This is a genomic window from Streptomyces sp. NPDC051172 (genome assembly GCF_040682555.1).
In the GTDB taxonomy this organism is placed as follows: domain Bacteria; phylum Actinomycetota; class Actinomycetes; order Streptomycetales; family Streptomycetaceae; genus Streptomyces.
In genome coordinates this window covers 80,456-103,039 of record NZ_JBFBBE010000012.1, presented here as the reverse complement: position 1 = coordinate 103,039, position 22,584 = coordinate 80,456, and the positions used below count along the sequence as shown (strand labels likewise).

24 protein-coding genes are annotated in these 22,584 nt (G+C 70.6%); 12 read left to right on the top strand and 12 right to left on the bottom strand.

Going from position 1 to position 22,584, the window contains the following annotated elements; all coding sequences use genetic code 11:
- Nucleotides 1-29: 29 nt before the first annotated feature.
- Nucleotides 30-554, top strand: a complete 525-nt coding sequence (locus tag AB0N07_RS10005; protein ID WP_365833745.1) for a GNAT family N-acetyltransferase — start codon at nucleotides 30-32, stop codon at nucleotides 552-554.
- A gap of 116 nt (nucleotides 555-670) precedes the next feature.
- On the top strand, nucleotides 671-973 hold the full coding sequence (locus tag AB0N07_RS10000; protein ID WP_365833744.1) for a PASTA domain-containing protein: 303 nt from the start codon (nucleotides 671-673) through the stop codon (nucleotides 971-973).
- 3 nt (nucleotides 974-976) lie between these two features.
- On the opposite strand, the gene AB0N07_RS09995 is transcribed toward AB0N07_RS10000, so the two are convergent.
- From AB0N07_RS09995 to AB0N07_RS09980, 4 genes are all read right to left on the bottom strand, one after another.
- Nucleotides 977-1,669, bottom strand: coding sequence for a demethylmenaquinone methyltransferase (locus AB0N07_RS09995; RefSeq protein ID WP_365833743.1), 693 nt, complete (start codon nucleotides 1,667-1,669; stop codon nucleotides 977-979).
- Nucleotides 1,670-1,815: 146 nt separating this feature from the next.
- Nucleotides 1,816-2,262: a hypothetical protein gene (locus AB0N07_RS09990; protein ID WP_365833742.1), complete on the bottom strand. Its 447-nt coding sequence runs from the start codon at nucleotides 2,260-2,262 to the stop codon at nucleotides 1,816-1,818.
- 7 nt (nucleotides 2,263-2,269) lie between these two features.
- The gene (gene mqnC / locus AB0N07_RS09985) at nucleotides 2,270-3,469 is read right to left on the bottom strand and encodes a cyclic dehypoxanthinyl futalosine synthase (protein ID WP_365833741.1); all 1,200 of its coding nucleotides are present in this window, start codon (nucleotides 3,467-3,469) and stop codon (nucleotides 2,270-2,272) included.
- 127 nt (nucleotides 3,470-3,596) lie between these two features.
- Nucleotides 3,597-4,010, bottom strand: coding sequence for an SsgA family sporulation/cell division regulator (locus AB0N07_RS09980; protein ID WP_365833740.1), 414 nt, complete (start codon nucleotides 4,008-4,010; stop codon nucleotides 3,597-3,599).
- A gap of 241 nt (nucleotides 4,011-4,251) precedes the next feature.
- Between AB0N07_RS09980 and AB0N07_RS09975 the strand changes: the two genes are divergently transcribed.
- A complete protein-coding gene (locus AB0N07_RS09975; RefSeq protein ID WP_365833739.1) occupies nucleotides 4,252-6,045 on the top strand; it encodes a sigma-70 family RNA polymerase sigma factor in 1,794 nt (597 codons plus the stop codon).
- 269 nt (nucleotides 6,046-6,314) lie between these two features.
- Nucleotides 6,315-7,385 (top strand): sugar ABC transporter substrate-binding protein, encoded by a 1,071-nt coding sequence (locus AB0N07_RS09970; protein ID WP_365833738.1) that lies wholly within the window; start codon nucleotides 6,315-6,317, stop codon nucleotides 7,383-7,385.
- 12 nt (nucleotides 7,386-7,397) lie between these two features.
- Here AB0N07_RS09970 and AB0N07_RS09965 read toward each other — a convergent pair whose 3' ends face one another.
- Both AB0N07_RS09965 and AB0N07_RS09960 read right to left on the bottom strand, forming a co-directional pair.
- Nucleotides 7,398-9,206 (bottom strand): serine/threonine-protein kinase, encoded by a 1,809-nt coding sequence (locus AB0N07_RS09965; RefSeq protein ID WP_365833785.1) that lies wholly within the window; start codon nucleotides 9,204-9,206, stop codon nucleotides 7,398-7,400.
- A gap of 67 nt (nucleotides 9,207-9,273) precedes the next feature.
- Complete coding sequence (locus AB0N07_RS09960; protein ID WP_365833737.1) at nucleotides 9,274-10,122, bottom strand: menaquinone biosynthesis protein; 849 nt, start codon at nucleotides 10,120-10,122, stop codon at nucleotides 9,274-9,276.
- Between the two features lie 307 nt (nucleotides 10,123-10,429).
- On the opposite strand from AB0N07_RS09960, the gene AB0N07_RS09955 reads away from it, so the two are divergent.
- Complete coding sequence (locus AB0N07_RS09955) at nucleotides 10,430-10,633, top strand: cold-shock protein (RefSeq protein WP_003992177.1); 204 nt, start codon at nucleotides 10,430-10,432, stop codon at nucleotides 10,631-10,633.
- A gap of 110 nt (nucleotides 10,634-10,743) precedes the next feature.
- Here AB0N07_RS09955 and AB0N07_RS09950 read toward each other — a convergent pair whose 3' ends face one another.
- Nucleotides 10,744-11,310 (bottom strand): XRE family transcriptional regulator, encoded by a 567-nt coding sequence (locus tag AB0N07_RS09950; protein ID WP_365833736.1) that lies wholly within the window; start codon nucleotides 11,308-11,310, stop codon nucleotides 10,744-10,746.
- 65 nt (nucleotides 11,311-11,375) lie between these two features.
- On the opposite strand from AB0N07_RS09950, the gene AB0N07_RS09945 reads away from it, so the two are divergent.
- From AB0N07_RS09945 to AB0N07_RS09935, 3 genes are read left to right on the top strand one after another with little or no spacing between them, the layout of a single operon-like run.
- On the top strand, nucleotides 11,376-12,086 hold the full coding sequence (locus AB0N07_RS09945) for an AzlC family ABC transporter permease (protein WP_365833735.1): 711 nt from the start codon (nucleotides 11,376-11,378) through the stop codon (nucleotides 12,084-12,086).
- Complete coding sequence (locus AB0N07_RS09940) at nucleotides 12,083-12,397, top strand: AzlD domain-containing protein (protein ID WP_365833734.1); 315 nt, start codon at nucleotides 12,083-12,085, stop codon at nucleotides 12,395-12,397. Before AB0N07_RS09945 ends, AB0N07_RS09940 begins: the two co-directional genes overlap by 4 nt.
- Nucleotides 12,398-12,446: 49 nt before the next feature.
- The gene (locus AB0N07_RS09935; RefSeq protein WP_365833733.1) at nucleotides 12,447-13,094 is read left to right on the top strand and encodes a class I SAM-dependent methyltransferase; all 648 of its coding nucleotides are present in this window, start codon (nucleotides 12,447-12,449) and stop codon (nucleotides 13,092-13,094) included.
- A gap of 74 nt (nucleotides 13,095-13,168) precedes the next feature.
- Here the strand turns inward: AB0N07_RS09935 and AB0N07_RS09930 are convergent, their stop codons facing one another.
- A complete protein-coding gene (locus tag AB0N07_RS09930) occupies nucleotides 13,169-13,468 on the bottom strand; it encodes a hypothetical protein (RefSeq protein WP_365833731.1) in 300 nt (99 codons plus the stop codon).
- 456 nt (nucleotides 13,469-13,924) lie between these two features.
- The gene (locus AB0N07_RS09925; protein ID WP_365833730.1) at nucleotides 13,925-14,479 is read right to left on the bottom strand and encodes a DUF6817 domain-containing protein; all 555 of its coding nucleotides are present in this window, start codon (nucleotides 14,477-14,479) and stop codon (nucleotides 13,925-13,927) included.
- 193 nt (nucleotides 14,480-14,672) lie between these two features.
- Between AB0N07_RS09925 and AB0N07_RS09920 the strand changes: the two genes are divergently transcribed.
- A complete protein-coding gene (locus tag AB0N07_RS09920; protein WP_365833729.1) occupies nucleotides 14,673-15,665 on the top strand; it encodes a LysR family transcriptional regulator in 993 nt (330 codons plus the stop codon).
- Here the strand turns inward: AB0N07_RS09920 and AB0N07_RS09915 are convergent.
- On the bottom strand, nucleotides 15,576-16,004 hold the full coding sequence (locus AB0N07_RS09915; RefSeq protein WP_365833728.1) for an ATP-binding protein: 429 nt from the start codon (nucleotides 16,002-16,004) through the stop codon (nucleotides 15,576-15,578). The two genes, AB0N07_RS09920 and AB0N07_RS09915, sit on opposite strands and share 90 nt — an antisense overlap.
- A 141-nt stretch (nucleotides 16,005-16,145) precedes the next feature.
- Here AB0N07_RS09915 and AB0N07_RS09910 point away from each other — a divergent pair, with 141 nt between their 5' ends.
- Genes AB0N07_RS09910 through AB0N07_RS09900 form a run of 3 tightly spaced genes read left to right on the top strand, consistent with a single transcriptional unit; the run spans nucleotide 16,146 to nucleotide 17,970 of the window.
- Nucleotides 16,146-17,000 carry a helix-turn-helix transcriptional regulator gene (locus AB0N07_RS09910; protein ID WP_365833784.1) on the top strand — a complete coding sequence of 285 codons (855 nt, stop codon included), beginning with the start codon at nucleotides 16,146-16,148 and terminating at the stop codon, nucleotides 16,998-17,000.
- A complete protein-coding gene (locus AB0N07_RS09905) occupies nucleotides 16,997-17,233 on the top strand; it encodes a DUF397 domain-containing protein (RefSeq protein ID WP_365833727.1) in 237 nt (78 codons plus the stop codon). The genes AB0N07_RS09910 and AB0N07_RS09905 overlap by 4 nt, the downstream gene beginning before the upstream one ends.
- Nucleotides 17,234-17,241: 8 nt before the next feature.
- Nucleotides 17,242-17,970 (top strand): PIG-L deacetylase family protein, encoded by a 729-nt coding sequence (locus tag AB0N07_RS09900; RefSeq protein WP_365833726.1) that lies wholly within the window; start codon nucleotides 17,242-17,244, stop codon nucleotides 17,968-17,970.
- Between the two features lie 83 nt (nucleotides 17,971-18,053).
- Here AB0N07_RS09900 and AB0N07_RS09895 read toward each other — a convergent pair whose 3' ends face one another.
- Complete coding sequence (locus tag AB0N07_RS09895; RefSeq protein ID WP_365833783.1) at nucleotides 18,054-20,366, bottom strand: MFS transporter; 2,313 nt, start codon at nucleotides 20,364-20,366, stop codon at nucleotides 18,054-18,056.
- A 129-nt stretch (nucleotides 20,367-20,495) separates the two neighbouring features.
- Nucleotides 20,496-22,412: an AMP-dependent synthetase/ligase gene (locus AB0N07_RS09890; protein WP_365833725.1), complete on the bottom strand. Its 1,917-nt coding sequence runs from the start codon at nucleotides 22,410-22,412 to the stop codon at nucleotides 20,496-20,498.
- Nucleotides 22,413-22,584 lie beyond the last annotated feature (172 nt).

Sequence of the window (22,584 nt, the reverse complement as noted above, 5' to 3'; positions counted from 1 at the left end):
ATTGATCACCAGGCTGAAGGGCTGCCCTCGTGAACCGAGCTCTCCCCGTAGTACGGCTGCGCGTCCCCACCGACGAGGACGCGGTCGCCTGGCACCGGGTCTTCGACGACCCGGACGTCATGGAGTTCCACGGCGGGAAATCCGCCGACCTGTCCGTCTACGAGGAGCTCACCGCCCGGCAGCGCAGACATGACGCGGAGCTCGGCTTCTGTCTGTGGACCATGGTCGACGAGTTGGGGCAGGTCATGGGCTTCACGGGCGCCCAGCCGTGGCCGCGGGAGTGGGGCCCCACGGGCGAGATCGAGATCGGCTGGCGGCTCGGGCGGGACTTCTGGGGCAAGGGGTACGCCACCGCGGCCGCGCAGATGACGCTGGAACGGCTCAGGGCGGCGGGAGTGCCGAGCGTGGTGGCGATGGTCAGGCCCGGGAACGAGCGCTCCATCGCCGTCACCCGGCGGCTGGGCATGGAGCTGGCGGAGACCTTCCTGCACCCCCTGCTCCAGGAGGACGCCCTCTGCTTCCGGCTCCAGCTCCAAAGCAGTCACACTCGGTAATCGACTGCTACAGAAAGACACTTGGCGCTTCCGGTCGACGCCCCCGTGCGGTTACCCTTCCAGTACCGCTGGGGGTGACATCTGTGCGAATAACACCCAAAACACCCGAGGTACGCGTGCCACGGCTGGTCGGACTGATGGCCATGGACGCGCGCAGGACGGCGGAGGCGACCGGCCTCTTCCTGAATGCGCCGGACCGCCCCGACTTCCACCGGACCGTGGTCGAGTACGTCGTACGGCAGTACCCGCAGCCCAATGCGGAGGTGCCGCGGGACTCCGTGATCTACGTGTGGTTCGACTTCGGCGAGGGAGAGGGCGGCGGAGGTGTGCGCGAGCCGCGCATCCCCCGGCCTCCGACCGGCGGGCTGCAGCGCGAACTGGACGAGCCGGGCGACCCGTACATCGTCAGCTCCGCCTGAGCGTCAGCCCTTGAAACCGCGGTGCAGGGCCACGACCCCGCCCGTCAGGTTCCGCCACGCCACCTTCGACCAGCCGGCCTTCTGCAGGTGCTCGGCCAGCGCGGGCTGGTCGGGCCAGGCACGGATGGACTCGGCGAGGTAGACATAGGCGTCCGGGTTCGAGGAGACCGCGCGGGCCACCGGCGGCAGGGCGCGCATCAGGTACTCGGTGTAGACCGTGCGGAAGGGCGCCCAGGTCGGGTGCGAGAACTCGCAGATCACCACGCGGCCGCCGGGCCTGGTCACCCGGTACATCTCGCGCAGGGCGGCGTCGAAGTCCTGCACGTTGCGCAGTCCGAAGGAGATCGTGACGGCGTCGAAGGTGTCGTCCTTGAACGGCAGCTTCGTCGCGTCGCCCGCGGTCAGCGGCAGCCAGGAGTGCTTCTTCTTGCCGACCTGGAGCATGCCGAGCGAGAAGTCGCAGGGGACGACGTACGCGCCCGTGCGGGCGAAGGGCAACGAGGACGTGGCCGTGCCGGCGGCCAGGTCCAGGATCTTCTGCGCGGGCCGGGCGTCGACCGCCCGGGCCACCTCCTTGCGCCACACCCGGTCCTGGCCGAGCGACAGCACGTCGTTCGTCAGGTCGTACCGTTCCGCCACGTCGTCGAACATCGAGGCGACTTCGTGCGGCTGCTTGTTCAGGGAAGCGCGGGTCACGCCGCCATTCTTGCAGCACGGCCCGCGGCTCCCGCTCAGGGGAGGAGCCTGGGCTTCTTCTTCGCAGCCACGTCCTCCACCCAGCAGCACAGCAGGATGAACAAGGCGATCAGGATCCGGCCGACCCATCTCGCCGGAGGTGGGGGCTAACGGCGCCTGTGGACGAGGCGCCCCGCGCAGACCGTCGCGATGCACGCGCCGGTTTCGTCGAAGACCGCGAGGTCGGCCCGGCCGGAGTCGACCAGCGCCTCAGACCGCGCACCGGATACGACGAGGACGTCGTTGCGGTCGGCTGCCGCCCGCAGTTCGGGTGAGTCGGCGTACTGCGCGAGGATCGCCACGGCACCCGACTTCAGCACGGCGTGAATGCGTTCGCGTGGGCTCGGGGCGTCGGGAAGCGGGCCCTCGTGGAGGCGCCCGGGCTCCAGGACGCCCGGCCAATTCCGCACCCGCGCCTGCGGAAACCGGTCCCGGACCGCCGCCAGCGGACCCACCGCGGCGATCCGGTTCCCGTCGACCGCCACGGCGCCGTCCTCGATCGGTTCGGCGTCCCTGCCGGTGCGGACCTCGTCCGCCGCGTGGATCGTCAGCACCGGTACCTCAGTTGGAAGCCAGCAGCTTCAGCTCGGGATGCGCGGTGCCGCCCGCGATCGCCGTGGACGAGATGTGCGACATCACCCGCTCGTCGACCGGGTCGTTCGCCGGGTCGTCGTGGACGACGATGTGCTCGTACGTCGTGGTCCGCTGGGCGGGAACGCGCCCGGCCTTCCTGATCAGTTCGATGATCTCGAGCCGGTTGGAGCGGTGCTTGGCGCCGGCCGAGGAGACGACGTTCTCCTCCAGCATGATCGAGCCGAGGTCGTCGGCGCCGTAGTGCAGCGACAGCTGCCCGACCTCCTTGCCGGTGGTCAGCCAGGACCCCTGGATGTGCTGGACGTTGTCCATGAACAGCCGCGCGACAGCGATCATCCGCAGGTATTCGAAGAGCGTGGCCTGGGTGCGGCCCTTCAGATGGTTGTTCTCGGGCTGGTAGGTGTACGGGATGAAGGCGCGGAAGCCGCCCGTCCGGTCCTGTACGTCACGGATCATCCGCAGGTGCTCGATGCGCTCGGCGTTGGTCTCGCCGGTGCCCATGAGCATGGTGGACGTCGACTCGACACCCAGGCCGTGCGCGGTCTCCATGATCTCCAGCCAGCGCTCGCCGGACTCCTTGAGCGGGGCGATGGCCTTGCGCGGCCGCTCGGGGAGCAGCTCGGCACCGGCGCCCGCGAAGGAGTCGAGGCCCGCGGTGTGGATCCGCGAGATCGCCTCCTCCACGCTCACCTCGGAGATCCGGGCCATGTGCTCGACCTCGCTCGCCCCCAGGCTGTGGATGACGAGCTGCGGGAACTCCTTCTTGATGGCGGCGAAGTGCTTCTCGTAGTACTCGACGCCGTAGTCCGGGTGGTGCCCGCCCTGGAACATGATCTGGGTGCCGCCGAGCTCGACGGTCTCCGCGCAGCGCCGCAGGATGTCGTCCAGATCCCGCGTCCAGCCCTTCGCCGTGTCCTTGGGGGCGGCGTAGAAGGCACAGAACTTGCACGCCGTGACACACACGTTCGTGTAGTTGATGTTGCGCTCGATGATGTACGTCGCGATGTGCTCGGTGCCGGCGTACTTACGGCGGCGTACGGCGTCGGCGGCGGCGCCCAGCGCATGCAGCGGGGCGTCGCGGTAGAGGTCGAGTGCCTCTTCGGGGGTGATCCGACCACCGGCCGCGGCACGGTCGAGGACGGACTGAAGGTCGGCCTTCTCGGTCACCGGGGCGTCCCTTTCGTCAAGGGTTGTGGACAGACCTGCCCAGCCTACGTCAGGCCGTGTACGCCCCGATCAGCAGCCCGAGAAACGCCCCGCAGAGCATGAGCAGGCGAAACCGTGGTCCCCAGCCTCACACGGCGCCGAACAGAGAGGCGAGCCCCCGGTCGAGGGCCGGTTCCAGGGGTTCGCCGCCCGGCTCGGTGACCGTGTAGGAGCGGAGCAGGAAGCGGTGCAGGGCACTGGTCTCGAAGCGGACCGCCGCAATGCCCTGCGGGGCGTGGAGTTCCACGACGGTGTGGGCCGGGCCGTGCGGGCTCAGTCGTACCGTGCCGAGACCCGCAGGACCACCCAGACCCTCCTCAAGAAGGCTGCGGGCGAACGTCCAGGTCACCTCCTCCTTGTCGAGCGAGATCCAGGCCGGGAAGACGAAATGGACCGCCAGCGGGTCGTCGGAGAGATATCGGAGGGTGACGGGCACCGCCAGCTCCTCCTGGTCGGGGGTGAGCAGGTGGGCGCCGGTGGGCTGCTCCAGGGCTATGTACACGAGGGGGCTCCCTTTTCAGGCATGTAGAGCATTTCGCTGCATGTCGGGTTCCGCGGCGGCCCGTTGGGCCTGTGCACCTCTTGGGAGCCCCTTCGGGGCGCGGACATTACGCCGTGACAGAAAACAACTCACGTGACGTGCGCCACATCGGCGATACATCGCAACTTTGATTGAAACTTTTGCCATCTAGGCTTACAAAACCTCCCCCACCCTCAGTAGTTGGCAACTGGAGCGTTCCGCCATGTCCGACGGTTCCACTGCAGTGTCCGCACCGGCTTCCGCGTCCCACGCCGCCACGGCCGCGTATGCCCGGATCTACGAGGAACAGCAGCCGCGACTCGTCGCATACGCCCGCTCGCTCACCCGGAACGCCTGGACCGCCGAAGACCTCGTCGCAGAGGCGCACTTCCGGGTGTGGCGGCGGCTGGCCGCGGGGCACGAGATCGACAATGTGCCGGCGTATCTGATGACCACGGTGCGGCACCTCGCGATCGCCGCCGGGAGCGCGGTCCGCGAGACGCCGCGGGACCCGCACGGCGAGGAGCGGGTCGAGACGGACGGTCACCCGCACACGGACGACCCCGCCGAGCGGGTGTCCTCCGTCGACCTGGTGGTACGGGTGCTGGGGCAGTTGCCCGAGCGGTGGGTGAAGGCGCTGTGGCTGGCCGAGGCGGAGGGACAGCCGCTGGCCGCGATCGGTCCGCAGCTCGGGACCAAGGAGGGTGCCACGGCGGTGCTGTTGCACCGGGCCCGCGAGGGTATGCGGCAGGCGTTCCTGCGGACGCAGACCGGTGCGCCCGACGACCCCGCATGCCAGGTGTACTGGGCGCGGATGCCCGCGTACGTGCGGGGTGCGGCGACGTCCAAGCAGTCCGAACGGCTGCTCGGGCATGTGGACGCCTGCGACGACTGCCGGACGCGGCTGGCCGCCCTGATGAGCGCCAACGACCGGCTGCCCGCGCTCGTCGGACCGGCGCTTCTCGTGTTCGCGGTGGGCGGTGCGGGCAAGTTCCTGCTCGCCCTGACCGCCGGATCGGCCGGTGCGGCGACCGCGGCCGGCGGGCACGGCGGGCTGCTGCACGGAGTGCGCCAAGGGGCGGTCGGCGGTTCGAAGACGCAGGTGGCGGCGGCTGCCGGAGCGGTCGTGGCGGGCGCCGCCGCGCTCCTGCTCGTCCTCGGCCCGGGCGACGCAGGTCGGCTCCCGGCCCAGCGCACTCCGGTGGCCGACGCACCCGCGGCTCAGGTCCCGGTGGCCGGGACGCCGGAGGGGCCGTCGTCGACGGGCGCGCGGAGCGAGGCACCGAAGAAGGGCGGTACGTCGGCTCGCCCGGCCGGCGTTCAGGGCAGCGAACGGGTGCGCCCGGCCGGGAACGCCGCACCGGCCGTACCGAAGCCCCATCATGCCGACGGGCCCGCCCCGGCTCCGAGCGGGAACACGGCCGGGGGCAGGAAGGACGACACACCGCCGACGACCAAGCCCACACCGAAGAAGCCGACCGAACCCACTCCCAAGAAGCCGACCAAGCCCACACCGAAGAAGCCGACCAAGCCCGCTCCGAAGGGCACGGAACCGGCTCCCCCGAAGACGGGCGGTCCGGACGAAGGCCCGAAGACTCCGCCCTCCCCCACCGACCCGTACCCGGAACCCCCGGCTCCGACCGAACAGCCCCCGGAGACGCCGGCACCTCCCGCCCCGGAGTCTCCGGAAAATCCGGCGCCTCCGGCCGAGGAAGCTCCCGAAACCCCGGCGCCTCCCAGCGAGGAGAGTCCCGAAACCTCGTCGGGCCCCACCGACGACTCCCCCGCAACCCCGTCGGGCCCCACCGACGACTCCCCCGCAACCCCGGCAGCCCCCTCCGACGGCACCAGCACGCCCCCCGTCACACCGCCCGCCCAGGACCCGTCACCGACCACGCCCAGCCCCACCGGGACCGAGCCCCCGTCCGGCTCCGGGCCCGCCGCCCCACCGGTCTCCACACCTCCCGGAGACGACTGCGGGAACCCGCACGGCAGCGCAGGGCACGGCCCGGAGTAAACCGCCGAGCCCGGGAGGCCACCTCATCCACGGATCACGGGTGCGCGGTGCGCCCGCCGCGCACCGCCGGCCGGGTGGGCGTGACGTCTACAGTGGGGGCGAGGAGGCCTGATGAGCAGCGGAAACCACACCAGCTCGCGTACCTCGCGAAGCCGCTCTCCGGTGCCGCCACAGGTACCGATCTCGCCGCCGACGGCGGCATGCACGGGCTACCGGTCCGCCCCCGGGCCTGATCTCCGGCATGGAACCGTCCGCAAGGAGAGCCCGCCGTGAAGACCCGCTGCCTCAGACATCCCGGCCTCGGCACCGTCACCGTCCTCGCCGTCGCCGCGCTCAGCGCCTGCGGCGGCTCCGGTGCCGAACCGGGGGGCGGCGCGCACGGTGCCCCGCTGGTGGGCGTCGACTATCCCCGCTCCGACACCGACTTCTGGACCTCGTACATCAAGTACACCCCTCGGTTCGCCAAGGAGCTCGGTCTGAGGCTGGAGACGACCGACTCGCAGAACGACGTCGGCAATCTCGCCGCCAACGTACAGACGCTCATCATCCACGGGGTGAAGGGCGTGGCGATGGCTCCGCAGAGCACCGGCGCGATCGGGCCCGTCCTGCGGCAGCTGTCCGCCCAGCAGATCCCCGTGGTCACCCTGGACACCCGCCCCGACACCGGCCACGTCTACATGATCGTCCGTGCCGACAACCGCGCGTACGGCGAGAAGGCCTGCCGGTTCCTCGGCACCGAGCTCGGCGGCGAGGGCAAGGTCGTCATGCTCGAAGGCGACCTCGCCTCGATCAATGCCCGGGACCGCACCGAGGGGTTCAACGGGTGCATGAAGGAGAACTACCCCAAGATCCAGGTCTTCGGCGAGGCGACCGACTGGGACGGGGCGATCGCTGCCCGGAAGCTGCAGACGGATCTCACCGCTCACCCGGACATCAAGGGCGTCTACATGGAGGCCAGCTCCGAGCTCTCGGGCACCCTCCAGGTGCTCCGGCAGCAGGGTCTGCTGGTCGGCCCGAAGGACGACAAGCACGTGTTCGTGGTCTCCAACGACGGCACCCCCAGGGAGCTCGAGAGCATCGCCCGGGGCGAGATCGACGCGACGGTCTCCCAGCCCGCCGACCTCTATGCGAAGTACGCCCTGTCCTATGTGAAGGCGGCGATCGAAGGCAAGACGTTCAAGCCGGGCCGGACCGACCACAACAGCACGATCGTCCAGGTCCGCAAGGGTGTGCTGGAGGACCAGCTCCCCGCCCCGCTGGTGACAGCCCGCGGCGGGACCTACGGCGGGGTCCCCAGTCTCAGGAGCGACGACACGTCCCTCTGGGGCAACAACCGCTGACCTGCGCTTCGTCTATTCGACTTTCGACATCCGCGCCGTGGGCTTGCCCTCGGCGTCGCTGTCCGACATGTACTTGAGGTCGTTGCCCACCCGGGCCAACCGCACCGTGTGCGCCACCGGGTTGCACCCGGTGTGATTGGACTTGGCGCCCACCGACGTCGTCACGAGCTCCTGCTTCGTCACCTTCTTCAGGGTCAGTACGTCGTTGCAGACGCCCCCGAGCTGGTCGGTCTGCCGGACTCGGCCCACCTCCCCGCCCACACCGGCCTGATGGACCGTCACCCGGAAGGTGCCCGCGGGCAGGGCGCCGTTGAGGACGAGGCCCTGACCCTCCCAGGTGCCGAGGTAGCCGGCGGGCACGGCGGACCCGGTGGCGCCGTCGGCGGCGGTGGGGTCGCCGGTGGGTGAGGCGCTCGATGTGGCGCCCGGCTGTGGGGGGCGCGCACCGCTGCCGGAACTGCCCGCGTTGTTCTCAACTCTGCCCGGCAAGAGGTCGAAGAGGAACACCGACCCCACCGTCACCGCCGCCAGCGCCCCGGCCACCGCCAGCGCCACCGTGCAGCTCAGCTGCCGTCCGCGCCCGCCTTCCCCCGGCACGGACGTCGCCGCAACGGACACGGAAAGCCTGCCCGGACCCTGCTCGACGGGAGGCGCGTCCCGCGGCTCGGGCACGGAGGCGGGAGGCGCATGAAGGGCAGAGACAGAAGCGGCGGGGACAGGAACGGCAGGCGCAGGCGCGGAAACCGAGGGGGCGGAGAAAGCCGCAGCCCCCGGCATCACCGGCGCAGGCCCGAACTCCCCCGTCGTCGGCTGCCCGGCCAACGCCCGGCCGGCCGTCGACCGCCCGGCCCCTTCGCCACCCGCCGTCACCGCATCCCCGACCGAGGGGCTGCTGAACTCCACCGGCCCCGAGGGCGCCTCGTCCCCCGCCTCCAGGTTCAGCAGCTTCACGACGCTGCGGCTCACCTGTTCCACCAGCGTCCCCGGCAGCCACCCGCTCGCCACCAGCCGCGCCGCCCCCTCGGGAGCGAGCCGCCGTGCCAGCTCACCGGGCGTCGGCCGCCGGCCCGGCTCCTTGACCAGGCACGCCTCCACCACCTCCCGCAACTCACCGCTCAGCGAGCCGAGTTCGGGCTCCTCGTGGACGACCTTGTACAGCAGCGCCGCGGACGAGTCGCCGGGGAACGGCTGCTCTCCGGTCGCCGCATACGCCAGTACCGCGCCCAGCGAGAAGACGTCGGCCGCCCCTGTGGCCCCCTTCCCCAGGATCTGCTCGGGCGACATGTAACCGGGGGAGCCGATGGACACACCGGTGGACGTCAGGGACGCCGTACCGTCGGTCGCCCGCGCGATGCCGAAGTCGATCAGCAGCGGGCCGTCGAGCGTCAGCAAGACGTTGGACGGCTTCACGTCCCGGTGCACCAGGCCCAGTTCGTGCACCGCCGCCAGCGCCTCCGCCAGCCCCGCACCCAGCACCCGTACCGAATGAGCCGGCAGCGGGCCGCCGTCCGCGACCGCCGCCGCCAGCGACGGGCCCGCCGCGTACGCCGTGGCCACCCAGGGGACGTCCGCCCCGGGGTCCGCGTCGAGCACCGGAGCCGTCCATGCGCCGCCCACCCGCCGCGCGGCCTCCACCTCACGGCGGAAGCGGGCGCGGAACTCCTCGTCGAGCGCGAAGTGCGGGTGCACGATCTTGACCGCGACCGTGCGGCCCCCGGCGCTGCGTCCCAGGTAGACGCGGCCCATCCCGCCGGAGCCGAGCCGGCCGAGCAGCCGGTAGGGCCCCATGACGGTGGGCTCGTCGGCTCCGAGCGGCTGCATGGCGTCCATCCCTCCCCCGTGTCCCCCGTAACGACGAGAAAAGGGTAGTGCGCCGTTCCCGTACGGCTTACGGCTGCAGCAGATCCACCTTCACGTCGGCCGGGAAGCCGGTCGTCGGCCCGACCCGCCGGGCGAACTCGGCGACCGCGGCCAGCTGCGGCCCCCCGAAGCGGAAGTCCAGCGTCGTGAAGTACTGCTCCAGGACCCGCTCGTCGTAGTCCTCCCAGCGGGCCGCCTGCTCGGCGACCTTGCCGACCTCGTCCAGGGAGAGGTTGCGGGAGGCGAGGAAGGCCTCGTGGACCTTGCGGGTGATCTCCGGCTCGCGCTCGAGGTAGTCCCGGCGCGCCGCCCAGACCGCGAAGACGAACGGCAGCCCGGTCCATTCCTTCCACAGCGTGCCGAGGTCGTGCACCTCAAGGCCGAAGCGCGGCCCGTCGAGCAGGTTCGCCCGCAGGGCCGCGTCCCCGATGAGTACGGCCGCCTCGGCCTCCTGCATCATCAGGCTGAGGTCGGGCGGGCAGGTGTAGTAGTCGGGCTGGACGCCGTAGCGGTCGGCCAGCAGCAGCTCGGCGAGGCGGACGGAGGTGCGCGAGGTCGAGCCGAGCGCGACCCGGGCGCCGTCCAGCTCGTCCAGCGGGACCTGCGAGACGATCACGCAGGACATCACCGGGCCGTCGCAGCCCACCGCGATGTCCGGGAAGGCGACCAGGTCGTCCGCGTTCCTGAGGAACTCGACGAGGGTGATGGGCCCGATGTCGAGGTCCCCGTGCACCAGTTGCTCGCTGAGCTTCTCGGGGGTGTCCTTGGTGAGCTCGAAGTCGAGGAGCGTGCCCGTTCTCGCGAGCCCCCAGTACAGGGGCAGGCAGTTCAGGAACTGGATGTGGCCGACGCGCGGCCGGGTGCGAGAATTGTCCACATCGCGAGGCTAGACCCTATGAGGTACGGTGCAGCCTTCAGGGTGGTGCGGCACCGTCACCGGTGTCACGTCAATCCCACTGCGAGACCTTCAAACGTCCGGGTGACGTGATCTTGCCCTCTATTGCTTTCGGCTGCCCGCGTGCTAGGCTCGCCGCAAGTTGCAGTTTGGTTTCCCTTGCAGTACAGAGCCTGCGGAGCATGTAACCGCGGGCTCTCGTCGTTTTCAGACGTATGCAGTTGTGCAGCACTGTTTTCACACTTGCAGGTTCTGGAGCAGGGCAACCCTTTGGGCCCAAGGAGGGCTTATGGCTACCGGAACCGTGAAGTGGTTCAACGCCGAAAAGGGCTTTGGCTTCATCGCCCAGGAAGGTGGCGGTCCGGACGTGTTCGTCCACTACTCCGCCATCAACGCGAGCGGCTTCCGCTCGCTGGAGGAGAACCAGCAGGTCTCCTTCGACGTGACCCAGGGCCCGAAGGGCCCGCAGGCGGAGAACGTCACCCCCGTCTGATTCGGTCTCGGAGCCTGGTGCTTTGATCCGGAACTGAGAGCAGTACCCAAGGAGCCCCGCGCCGCAAGGCAGTGGGGCTCCTGCCTTTTCCCGAACATGACCCGTACGGCTCACACGTGCTGCATGACCAGCACGAACGTCGTCCCGGGCGCCAGCGCCTCGTACGAGTGCGGCACATCCCCGCGATACGTCATGTAGTCCCCGGGCCCGAGCTCCTCGGTCTCCCCCGCCGGGCCGGCCTTCACCCTTCCGGCGCTCACGATCAGGTGCTCCACCGTGCCCGGGATGTGCGGCTCCGACTCGCGGGCGGGTCCCGGCTCCGCGCGCAGGTGGTAGATGTCACGCCGGGCGCCGGGCGGGCTCGCGGACAGCAGGGTGGCCCGGTAGTCCGCCCGTTCGGAGGCCACGACCGGCCCCTCTCCCGCCCGGATCACGTGCACGGCAGGGGCGGGCGGCTCCACCAGCACGCTGAAGGGCACTCCCAGGGCCACCCCAAGCGCCCAGAGCGTCTCCACGCTCGGGTTTCCGCTCCCGCCCTCCAGCTGCGACAACGTCGACTTCGCGATCCCGGCCCGTTTGGCCAGCTCGGAGAGGGACAGCCCGGCGCGGGTGCGCTCGCGCCGCAGCGCGGCCGCGATCCAGTCCAGGGGGAGCCGGGGTGGCAGATCGGACGTCATGTTCGCTCCATCGGTACGTTCGTTCGCCTTGACGAACGAGGGTGCTTCTGTTCACCCTAGAGAACATGCGTACGGCATGGCGAACGCCCCGAGTGCCCGGAACACCGGCCTCCACCCCGCCGCGGGATCTGGTCCGGGACGCCTCCCTCGTCTGGCTCGCCAGCGGCATCGTCGGTGTCTCCTTCGGCGCGATCGCCGTGGCCGGGGGTCTGCCGGTGTGGGTGCCGGTGGTGATGTCCCTCGTGGTCTACGCGGGCTCCGCCCAGTTCAGCGCGGTCGGCGTTCTGCTGGCCGGGGGCGGCCCGATCGCCGCGGCGGCCACCGGTCTGCTCCTCAACACCCGCACGGCCGCCTTCAGCCTCGCCATCGCCGACACCCTCGGGCCGGGCCGCCTCACCCGCCTGATCGGCGCCCATCTCGTCACCGACGAGACGGTGGCCTTCGCCCTGGCCCAGGCCGATCCGGTACGGCGGCGGAGGGCGTTCTGGGTCTCGGGGATCGGCCTGTTCGTCGTATGGAACGTGGGTGTCCTGGCCGGAGCGCTGGCCGGGAGCGCGCTGGGCGACACGGCGACGTACGGCCTGGACGCGGCCTTTCCCGCGGTGCTGGTGGCTCTGGTGCTGCCCACCCTGCGGGCGGACGCCCGGATACGGCGGTCCGCGCTCCTCGGCGCCGCCCTGGCCCTCGCGGTGACGCCGTTCGTCCCGGCGGGGGTGCCGGTGCTGCTGGCGCCGGCGGGGCTGGTCCTGCACGGCCGCAAGGAGGTCTCCGCATGAACGCCACGGTCGCGATGATCCTGGCCCTGGCGGTCGGGACATACGCCTTCCGGCTGGTCGGCCCGGCGCTGCACGGACGCGTGGAGCTCCCGGCGCGGGTCCAGGAGCTGCTGTCGGCGGGCGCGGTCGTACTGCTCGTGGCACTGCTGGCGACAGGGTCGCTGACGGAGGGCGGAGGTTTCGCGGGGTGGGCGCGACCGGCCGGGGTGGTGGTCGCCGGGGTGCTGGCGTGGCGGCGGGCTCCGTTCGTGGTGGTGGTGCTGGGGGCTGCGGTGGCGACGGCGGTGTTGCGGATGGCCTGGGCGGCATGAAGGCAGCGCTCGGGGGGCGTTGTCAGTGGGCGTCGATAACGTCGGGCCCATGACCGACACCGACTTCGTGACCACCACTCGTACCTTCTACGACGCGATCGCCGAGGACTACGCCGTCATGTTCGCCCAGGAGCGCACCGAGCCTCGGGACGGGGCGGTGCTGGCCGGCTTCGCCGAGCTGGTGAGCCGGGGCGGGGGCGGGCAGGTCGCCGACCTCGGCTGCGGCCCGGGGCGGGTGACCGCACACCTCTCCTCACTGGGCCTTTCGGTCTTCGGCCTCGACCTGTCCGAGTCGATGCTCACGATCGCCCGGCGCGAGAACCCCGGGCTCCGGTTCGAGCGGGGGTCGATGCTGGAGCTGGACCTTCCCGACGGGGCGCTGGCAGCGGCCGTGTCCTGGTACTCGACGATCCACACCCCTGTGGACCGACTGCCGTCCCTCTTCGCGGAGTTCCACCGGGTGCTGGCGCCGGGCGGCCACATGCTGGTCGCCTTCCAGGTGGGCGATCGGACCCGGTATCACGACCGGCCGTGGGGCCATCAGGTGTCGCTGGGCTTCCAGCGCCGCCAACCGGACGACATGGCCGCGCTGTTGACGAAGGCCGGATTCACGCTGCTGTCACAGACCGTGCGGGAGACGAATGAGGAACTCGGCGAGACGACCCCGCAGGCGTTCCTGACCGCCCGAAAGCCGTAGGCAGTACAGGGAGTACGAGGAATTCCGGCGGACGGCCGCGAATAAAATTCCATGTCGCCAGCCTCAGGAATTCCTCAGGGCCTTTCCTTCGTGCGAACCCGGGCCGCCGCCTGGATGGCCTGGACGCAGGGCTCGTCCTCGCGCTGGGTGACTGGGGAGAGCTCGTCGAAGGGGACGAGTGCGGCGTGGTCCGGGTTCCGGGTCTCCGTCCAGACGGCCCAGGCGTCGTGGACATCGACCGCGGTGACCTGTTCCCCTTTGGCCCGCATGAGGACGGCGTAGACGAGGAAGAGACCGTCGGCGTCCGCTGGGGGACGGGCCTGAAGCGGCAGGAATTCGCGGATCAGACCGGCGTCCGCGCGTAGATAACTCACGTGCAAAGTATGCCGATGAACAGACGTGCGTCCAATGCCGCAAATATCCAGGGGACTTTCCGTTCGGTCGCACCCGACTCGGTGTGCCAGGTCCACCACGGTCCGTCAGGATTCCTCGCCAGGATTTCCCACTCCCGACTGAAGACCTGGAGCGGGAGTTGCGGTTCGACGGCATTGATGATGTCCAGTTTCGCTCGGTTGAGGACACGGTAACTGCGTAACTGGAGCGACCGGACGAAGGAGATGGAGAGCGGTCCGGACGGAGAGGAAGAAGGCGTTCGCGGCACCGCGCCGGGCGGAGACGCGGTCCGACATCTCGACGGCCATCTCGTAGAGGTCGAGCAGCTCCGGAGAAGGGGCGGGCCCTCCCTGGCGGGCGGGATCCCCTTCGGCGGCAGCCGGTTCGGACGTCACCAACTCGTCATGCTCTGGCGCGACTTGACTGTAACCCTGACCTCAGGGCCGGGGCTTCAGCACCGCGAGGCAGTCCAGCCAGGCCGGATCGGACAGGAGGGGGCGGAGGCAAGTGAACAGGGCGAGGAGGTGCGGAGCCCAGCGGTCGCGGAAGGAGCGGGCCCTGCGGGCGAGGTCGAATTCGTTGGCCGCAGTCAGTTCGGCGAAGTCCTGACGAAGGCGCAGGTCCGGGACGTAGGTCCGGCCGGTGAAGCGGTCCCGGAAGGAGAAGACCGCGGCGGAGCCGGGGCCCGCGAGGCAGGAGTAGGTGGCCGTGCGGTCGCAGCTCGCGTAGAAGTACACGATCGCCTCGGCCTCCGGGCCGATCGCCGTGGCCAGTTCGGCACGCCGGTCGAGAGGGAGCAGGGCGACGGGGAAGCCGTCGATGCCGTAGGCGGCGTGGCAGAGGCCCGCGAGTTGCAGGGCCGGGCGGGCCCTCCACTGTGCGAGCCGCGCACGGACGCGGTCGAGGTGGGCGATGAGCAGGCCGCCGGGGTGCGGGGCGGTGTCGGCGCCGTCGTAGGAGTGCCTGGGCTTGAGCGATGGACGTGATGGCACGGACCGGCTCCCTTCGACGACGACGCCCGTGCGGTCGGCACCCGCTCCCACTCCCCCGCCTGGTCCGGACGTCGGCTGGAGGGTGTGGAGCGGGTTGCCGCCTGGGCTGCCCTGCGGGAGATCGTCGTACGGCGGTGTGGGTGCAGTCAATCCTTGGTATTTGTCGTCAAAACCAAGGATTATCTTGGGTGTTATGACGCTGGATGACCTGCGGGTGTTCGTGGCGGTGTGCCGGGCCGGGAGTCTGAGTGCGGTGGCCCGGGAGCTGGGCTGTACCCAGTCGGCGGTGAGTCAGCACGTCAAACGGCTGGAGCGGGAGACCGGAGTCGCCCTGCTGGAGCGGCAGGCGCGGGGGGTCGCGGCGACGGCGGCGGGGCGCGTGCTGGAGGCGGCGGCGACCGAGGGGCTCTCGGGACTCGACCTGGCCCTGCGGCAACTCCGCGACCTGGTCGACGGCGAGAGCGGGTACGTCCGGGTGGCGACCGGGGCGACGACCGTACGGCACTTCATGTCGGACGCGGTGGTGGAGTTCCGGCGGCGCCACCCCAAGGTCAACCTGGAGTTCCGCACGGTGAGTTCGGGGCGCGGCAGCTTCGAGGCGCTGACCGACGGCACGTTGGACCTGGCCTGGATCACCCTCGGTCCGCCCGCCCGGGGCATCGAGCAGCGGACGGTGGCGGAGCTGCCATGGGTGCTGGCGGTGAGGGACGACGACCCGCTGGCGGGGCGGCCGTCCCTGGAAGCCGCGGAGCTGAACAGCCTCCGGGTGATCCGTCTCCCACCCAACTCCGCGGCCGCCCTCCAACTCGACGCCGCCTGCGAGGAGTTGGGCCTACGCCTCGGCGGCGACATGAGCATCGCCGACTGGGACACGGCCCTGCTGCTCGCCGAGTTGGGGGTGGGGCGGGCGGTCGTACCAGCACTGTCGGGGCTCGCCGTTCCCGGCGAAGGGGCGTTGCGGCTGATTCCGGTGCCCGCGTTGCGGCGGCTGCGGGTGGGGTGGGCCGTACGGCGGTGGGACGCGCTCAGCCCGGCGGCGCGGGCGTTCGCGGACACGGTGGCGGAAGGCCGGGGCGGGCGACGGGGCGCCGGCTCTTCAGCGCAGGGCGATCTCGGCCCAGACCGTCTTGCCCACGGTGCGCTCCGAGACACCCCAGGTGCGGGCGAGGAGCGTCACGAGCAGTAGCCCTCTGCCGCCCTCGCCGTCCGGTTCGTTGACGAAGCGGAGTTGGCGGTCCGCGCGCGGGTCGCTCACTTCGATACGGAGAGTGCCCTCCGGGAGGAGCAGCAGGCGGAGTTCGAAGTCGCGTCCGGGGACGCGGCCGTGGGTGACGGCGTTGGCAGCGAGTTCGGCCACGAGGTGTCGGGCCGTGTCGTTCACGTCGGTGTCGTGGGGGTGCCCCCAGGCCGCGAGCTGCTGTGCGGTGAGCCGTCTGGCCAGGCGGGCGCCGCGAGGCGTTGCGCTCAGGCGCTGGGTCAGTTCGGCGGTGGGGGCGGTCAGAGGGGTGGAGATTTCGGCGTTCACGTGACTGAGCGTGGTGGGTTGTCTTTACGCTGACCAGGGGCGACAGCACGACTCTGCGTAGCAGTACGGCTTCGAGAGGTGGGGAGTCGGGTGGTCGGCCGTGACCACAACGGTGTGAGGGCGGTGGCGTACGTGACGGATGTGCGGGAGCAGAGGCCGGAGACGCCTGCGGAGGCCGACGGGACGACGGAACTCTTCAGCGCGCTGGGCAGGATGCTCAGGCTGCTGCGCGAGCGGAAGGAGCTGACGCAGAAGGAGTTCGGGCAGATGGTCGGGTACGGGCCCGACCAGATCTCCGCGATGGAGCGGGGTGTGCGGGTTCCCCGGCCGGAGTTCCTGGAGAAGGCGGATCCGCTGCTGGATGCGGGCGGGCTGCTGAAGGAGGTGATCCCCGACGTCGAGCGGGCGATGAGCAAGACGCGGACGCGGCATCCGGAGTGGTATCGGAGCTATGCGGCAATGGAGGCAGAGGCGGTTGAGCTGCACCACTACAGCTGCTACGCGATGCAGGGCTTGCTCCAGACCGAGGACCATGCACGGGCCGTGTTCGCGAAACGGCGGCCGTTTCTGGACGAGGAGACGATCGAGAAGCGGGTCGCGGACCGGCTTTCCCGGCAGCAGGTCTTCGAGCGTCGGCCAGCACCGATCGTGAGCTACGTCCTCGAAGAGGTTGTGCTAGACCGGCCGATCGGAGGGCGACGCATGCATGCCGACCAGCTTCGGCACCTGCTGCAGGTCGGGCGCATGCGGAACGTGGAAATCCAGGTAATGCCGACAGAGCTGGTTGAACACCCCAACATGGATGGGGCGTTCAACCTGCTGGTACCCAAGGGGCACGGACAGGTGGCGTATACAGAGATCCAGGGGTATCCGCGGCTGATCACCGACCCGGAAGAGGTACGGAAGATCGCCGATCGCTATGGGATCATGCGAGCGATGGCCCTCACTCCCGCGGAGTCCCGGACGTTGATCGAAAAGAAGCTGGAGGAGCTATGAACAACGAGCAACTCGCCTGGTTCAAGTCCAGCTACAGCGGCGGCGAAGGAGGCGACTGCCTCGAAGTCGCCTACTCCTGGCGCAAGTCGAGCCACAGCGGCGGCGAGGGCGGCGAGTGCGTAGAGGTCTCCGCCTGCCCCCACGCCATCCACATCCGTGACTCCAAGAACCCCACCGGCCCCCACCTCACACTCTCCCCCACCACCTGGTCGGCCTTCCTCGCCGGTAGGTAACCTCGGCGATGCCCCTCCCCAGCCTCCTCGCCGTCTTCGCGCACCCCGACGACGAATCCCTCTCCGCCGGTGGTGTACTCGCCCAACACGCGGCCTCGGGAGCGCGCACCGCCGTAGTCACCGCGACCTGGGCCGAAGGCACCTGGCGCGCCGCTGAGTTGGCCGAAGCGCTGCGGATTCTCGGTGCGGGGAAGCCACGGATGATGGGTTACGCCGATGCGCGCGTGCCGGAGTCGGCGCCGGGTGCCCCGCGCTTCTGCGATGTGCCGTTGGACGAGGCGGTCGGGCAACTGGTCGCGCACATCCGGGAGTTCAAGCCGGACATCGTCGTCACGCATGATGCGTACGGCGGGCTGAGCGGTCACCCGGACCATGTGCGCGCCCACCGGGTGACAGTTCTCGCGGTCCACGCCGCCGGACGGCCGAGCGCCCTGTACCTGGCCACGCACCCCGACTCCGCCGTACGGGCGCTGGGCCGTGACATCCTGCTCCGGCCCGGCAGGGCGGTGTACAGCGTGCCGGACGCGTGGATCGCGGTGGCCGCGGATGTCGGGCCATGGGTGGAGCAGAAACTGGACGCGATCATGGCTCATCGCAGCGAGGTGAAGCGGGGCGCCCTGCCGGGGCGGCTCGCCGCGCTCCCGGCGGCCGAGCGGGCCCGGGTGATGTCCACCGAGTGGTACATCCGGTACGGCGCCCTGCCACCCGTAGAGCCGTCGCCGGGATTTACCCCATAGGTACTGGATCGGGACGGATACGACAGCGTCCGCCGCCCTAAGATCCGGGGTGGCGGACGCTGCCGTATGGGGGTCGGTGGGTGCTAGGCCTCCTTGTGGCCCAGCTGGATGTCGACGCTCTCCTGGCTGCCGTTCAGCGTGACCTGGGTGGCCACCGGCGGGTAGCCGCTGGCGATCACGGTGTACTGCTCGCTGGAGAGGTCGGTGAAGGCGTAACTGCCGTCCACGCTCGTGGTGCGGGTCCCCACGACATTGCCGGCGGCGTCGATGAGGGAGACCCGGGCGTCGTCCAGCGCACGCCCGTCCGGAGTGTGCACCGTGCCCCGCAGGGTCGCGGCAGCGACGAGCCGGACGTCGCAGCGGGCGGTCTCGGCGGTGACCGTGGCCGGTACGGCGGCCGGGCGATGGCCGGGGGCGCTGACGCTGAGCGTGTAGTCGCCGGGGAGCAGGTCGCCGATGCCGTAACCGCCGTCCGTCGCGGTGGTGGTGGAGGCCGTCACGTCGCCGCGCTGGTCGGTGGCCACCACCAGCGCACCGGGCAGGACCTCGCCGTCGCCGCCGTACACCGTGCCGGCCAGGCCGCCCGGGCTGGGCAGGATCACGAAGTCGTGGGAGACCGGTGCGCCGTTCAGGGCCAGCGTGACGACCTGCGGCTGGTAGCCGGGTGCCGAGCCTATGAGGACGAGGCTGCCGCGCTCGGCGGTGTCCACCGCGTATGTGCCGTCCTCGCGGGAGACCGCGCGGGCCAGTTGGCGGCCCGCCGTGTCCAGGAGGGTGATCGCGGTGCGGGCAACGGGGACGCCCGTGCCGTTGCGCACCTGTCCGCGGATGACGGCCACGTCCGCACGGACGGCGGTCACGGCCACGGGGACGTCCGAAACGGGGGCCTCGACCTGCATCTCGGTCCGCGTCTCGGCCTGTTCCGCGGGCTCGCTCGCGTTCCTCTTCGCGCGGAACAGCAGGGCCGTGACGACCGCGGCGAAGGCGAAGAACCCGGCCGACCACCAGTAGGCGACCTCGTAGCTGTGCAGGGCCGCGTTCGCCTTGACCAGCGGGTCGGACAGATGGTCCTTGGCGTAGTCGGTGGCGGCGGTCGCGGCCAGCGTGTTCAGCAGCGCCGTACTGATCGAACCGCCCACCTGCTGGGTGGTGTTGAGGGCCGCCGAGGCGACGCCCTGGTCGCTCGCCTGGACGCCGAGGGTGGCGTAGCTCATCGCCGCGGGCATCGACATGCCGAGCCCGGCGCCCAGCAGCAGCAGCGGGCCCAGCACATGCGCCGCGTAGCTGCTGTCCAGGTCGAGGCGGGTCAGCCAGATCATGCCGCCCAGGGCGATCAGCATGCCGGTGGGTACGACGATCTTGGGGCCGATCCTCGGCACCAGCCAGTTGGTGGAGATCTGCGCCAGCACCATCAGCGCGCCCACCATCGGCAGGAAGGCCACACCGTTCTTGACCGGCGAATAGCCCAGCGTCGACTGCAGGTAGTAGGTGAGGAAGAGGAAGACGCCGAACATCCCCGCGGACGAGATGAGGATGGTCGACAGGGCGGCGGCGCGGTCGCGATCGGCGAGGACGCGCAGCGGCAGCACCGGGTGCTGGGCACGGGTCTGCCAGAGGAAGAACGCCACCAGCAGGACGGCACCTGCGGCCAGGAAGCCCCAGGTCATCCAGTTGCCCCAGCCGTGCGTCTCCGCGTTGGCGAAGCCGTAGACGATGCCGAACAGACCGCCGGACACCAGGACCACACCGAGGATGTCCAGCTTCGGACGCTCGGCCGGGATCGAGCGTCCGAGGAAGACGACCGCGCCGATCAGCGCCGGAACCGCGATGGCGTCGTTGACGTACAGCGTCCAGCGCCAGTCCAGGTACTCGGTGAGCAGACCGCCGAGGACCAGTCCGACGGCCGCGCCGGAGCCGGCGATGGCACCGAATATGCCGAACGCCCTGGCGCGTTCCTTGGGTTCGGTGAAGGTCGTGGTCAGCAGGGAGAGCGCGGCCGGCGCGAGCAGCGCGCCGAACAGGCCCTGCACCGCGCGCGCGACGACCAGCATGGTGAAGCCGTTGGCCGCCCCGCCGACCGCGGAGGCGGCGGCGAAGCCGACGATGCCGACGATGAAGGTGGTCTTGCGGCCGAAGAGGTCGGCGAGCCGGCCGCCGAGCAGCAGCAGACTGCCGAAGGCCAGGGAGTAGGCGGTGACGATCCACTGCCGGCCGTTGTTGTCGAAGCCCAGGTCCTGCTGGGCGGACGGCAGCGCGATGTTCACGATGGTGGCGTCGAGGACGACCATGAGCTGGGCGAGGCCGATCACGGCCAGCGCCCACCAGCGGTGCTTCGACGGAGCCTGGGTGGGGCCGGGCGGCCCGGCCTGGGCGGTGGCGGCAGCGGCGGCCGGGATGACTTCCACGATGATGCTCCCCATCGGTCCGAAACCGTTTCGTACGCCAACCTAGGCGCACCAGGCAGCGAAACGCAAACGTTTCGATGTGATGCCGCCGGGACGTACGAAAGATTCACAAAGGGCGGCTCACCGCTCGTACAGACCCTCGACCTCCGCAGCGAAGTCCCGCATCACGGCCTCCCGCCGCAGCTTCATCGACGGGGTCAGATGGCCCTCCTCCTCCGTGAAGTCCCGGGGGACGATGACGAAGCGGCGGATGGACTCCGGGCGGGAGACCAGTTTGTTCGCCTCGTCGACCGCACGCTGCAGGATCGCCTTCAACTCGTCGTCGTCGACGAGGAGTTCCGCGGGGACGGGGTGCCGTCCGTTCATCCGGCGCCAGTGGCTGACGCCCTCCATGTCGAGGGTGATGAGTGCGGCGATGTAGGGGCGGCGGTCGCCGACGACCATGCACTGGGAGATCAGGGGGTGCGAGCGGAGCCAGTTCTCCAGGGGTGCCGGCGCGGTGTTCTTGCCGCCCGCCGTGATCAGGATCTCCTTCTTGCGGCCGGTGATCGTGAGGTAGCCCTCGTCGTCGAGGCGGCCGATGTCGCCCGTCGGGAACCAGCCGTCCGCCGAGGAGGGGATCACCCCGCCGCCGTGCGGGTCCCAGTAGCCGCGGAAGACCTGGCCGCCCTGGAGGAGGATCTCGCCGTCCGCCGCGATGCGGACCTTGGTGCCGGGCATGGGCCAGCCCACCGTGCCCAGGCGGGGCTTGAGGGGCGGGGTGACCGTGGCGGCGCCGGTGGACTCGGTGAGGCCGTAACCCTCGTAGATCTCCATGCCGGCGCCCGCGTAGAAGGCGGCCAGGCGGCGGCCGAGCGGGGAGCCGCCGGAGATGATGTGGCGGATGCGGCCGCCCATGGCATTGCGGATGCGGCGGTAGACGAGCGGGTCGTAGAAGGCGCGGGACGCCTTGAGGGAGGCGCCCGGGCCGGAGCCGGTGCCTGCCTGCCGGGCCTCCATCGCCTCGCCGTAGCGAACGGCCACGCTCGCCGCGCGGTCGAAGGCGGAGACCCGGCCGCCGACCTCCGCCTTGGCGCGAGCGTTGTTGTAGACCTTCTCCAGCATGTACGGGATGCAGAGGAGGAAGGTCGGGCGGAACGTGCCCAGGTCGGCCAGGAGGTCGTCCGCCTGGAGGCTCGCGGCGTGGCCCAGGCGGACCCGGGCGCGGATACAGGCGATCGCGACCATGCGGCCGAAGACGTGCGACATGGGCAGGAAGAGCAGCGTGGCCGGGTCTTCCGACTTCGACTTGAAGACGGGGTAGAGGAGTTCGGTCGCGTTGTCGACCTCGGCGAGGAAGTTGCCGTGCGTGAGCACACAGCCCTTGGGGCGGCCGGTGGTGCCCGAGGTGTAGACGACCGTGGCCAGCGTGTCGGGGACCAACATCCCGCGGCGTACCGCGACTTCCTGGTCGGGCACGGGCGCGCCGAGCTCGGCCAGCCGCTCCAGGTGCCCCTTCTCCACGATCCACATGTGCCGCAGGTCCGGCAGACGGCTGAGCTCCGGACCGAGGGCCGACGCCTGCCCCGCGGTCTCCGTCACCAGAGCCACCGCGCCGGAGTCCTGGAGGATCCACCAGGTCTGGTAGACGGAGGAGGTGGGGTAGATGGGGACCGTGACCAGGCCCGCGGCCCAGGCGGCGAAGTCGAGGAGCGTCCACTCGTAGATCGTCCGCGCCATGATGGCGATACGGTCGCCGGCCACCAGGCCTTCCGAGATCAGGCCCCTGGCGAGGGCCAGGACCTGCTCCGCGAACTCCGCCGCGGTCACGTCCGCCCAGTCCCCGTCCTGGGTGCGGCGGCTGAGGACGCGGGCGTCGGGTGCCGCCTCCGCGTTGTCGAACGGCAGGTCGGCGAGCGAGCCATGGGTGGGCGGCGGGACGAGCGGCGGGACCGACGCCTCACGCACTTCGCCGTCCAGCCGTCGTATCTCGGGCTCCACCAGCTGGGGGACGCCGTCGTAGTCGGATGCGGACGGGTAGGGCACGGGCACGGACATGGCAGCTCCTGGGGCGTGCAGCTCGGTACCGCTGTGCTGTTGTACGTACTGCGCGTACCGAGACGTTCACCAGCGGTGTGCGGCTTCGGGGTTACCGCGGGTTACGCGATAGTACGTGCCCGGCATGGGGAGTTGGTGCGGGCCCTCCGGGGGTTTTGGGGTGGGGTTGTGC

Bases quoted from the DNA above. Each gene is read 5' to 3' on its own strand.
- AB0N07_RS09905 (WP_365833727.1), top strand. From the start codon at position 16,997: ATGAACAACGAGCAACTCGCCTGGTTCAAGTCCAGCTACAGCGGCGGC.
- AB0N07_RS09945 (WP_365833735.1), top strand. From the start codon at position 11,376: ATGCGTACGGCATGGCGAACGCCCCGAGTGCCCGGAACACCGGCCTCC.
- AB0N07_RS09935 (WP_365833733.1), top strand. From the start codon at position 12,447: ATGACCGACACCGACTTCGTGACCACCACTCGTACCTTCTACGACGCG.
- AB0N07_RS09950 (WP_365833736.1), bottom strand. From the start codon at position 11,310: ATGACGTCCGATCTGCCACCCCGGCTCCCCCTGGACTGGATCGCGGCC.
- AB0N07_RS09975 (WP_365833739.1), top strand. From the start codon at position 4,252: ATGTCCGACGGTTCCACTGCAGTGTCCGCACCGGCTTCCGCGTCCCAC.
- AB0N07_RS09965 (WP_365833785.1), bottom strand. From the start codon at position 9,206: ATGCAGCCGCTCGGAGCCGACGAGCCCACCGTCATGGGGCCCTACCGG.
- AB0N07_RS09955 (WP_003992177.1), top strand. From the start codon at position 10,430: ATGGCTACCGGAACCGTGAAGTGGTTCAACGCCGAAAAGGGCTTTGGC.
- AB0N07_RS09920 (WP_365833729.1), top strand. From the start codon at position 14,673: ATGACGCTGGATGACCTGCGGGTGTTCGTGGCGGTGTGCCGGGCCGGG.
- AB0N07_RS09900 (WP_365833726.1), top strand. From the start codon at position 17,242: ATGCCCCTCCCCAGCCTCCTCGCCGTCTTCGCGCACCCCGACGACGAA.
- AB0N07_RS09940 (WP_365833734.1), top strand. From the start codon at position 12,083: ATGAACGCCACGGTCGCGATGATCCTGGCCCTGGCGGTCGGGACATAC.
- AB0N07_RS09890 (WP_365833725.1), bottom strand. From the start codon at position 22,412: ATGTCCGTGCCCGTGCCCTACCCGTCCGCATCCGACTACGACGGCGTC.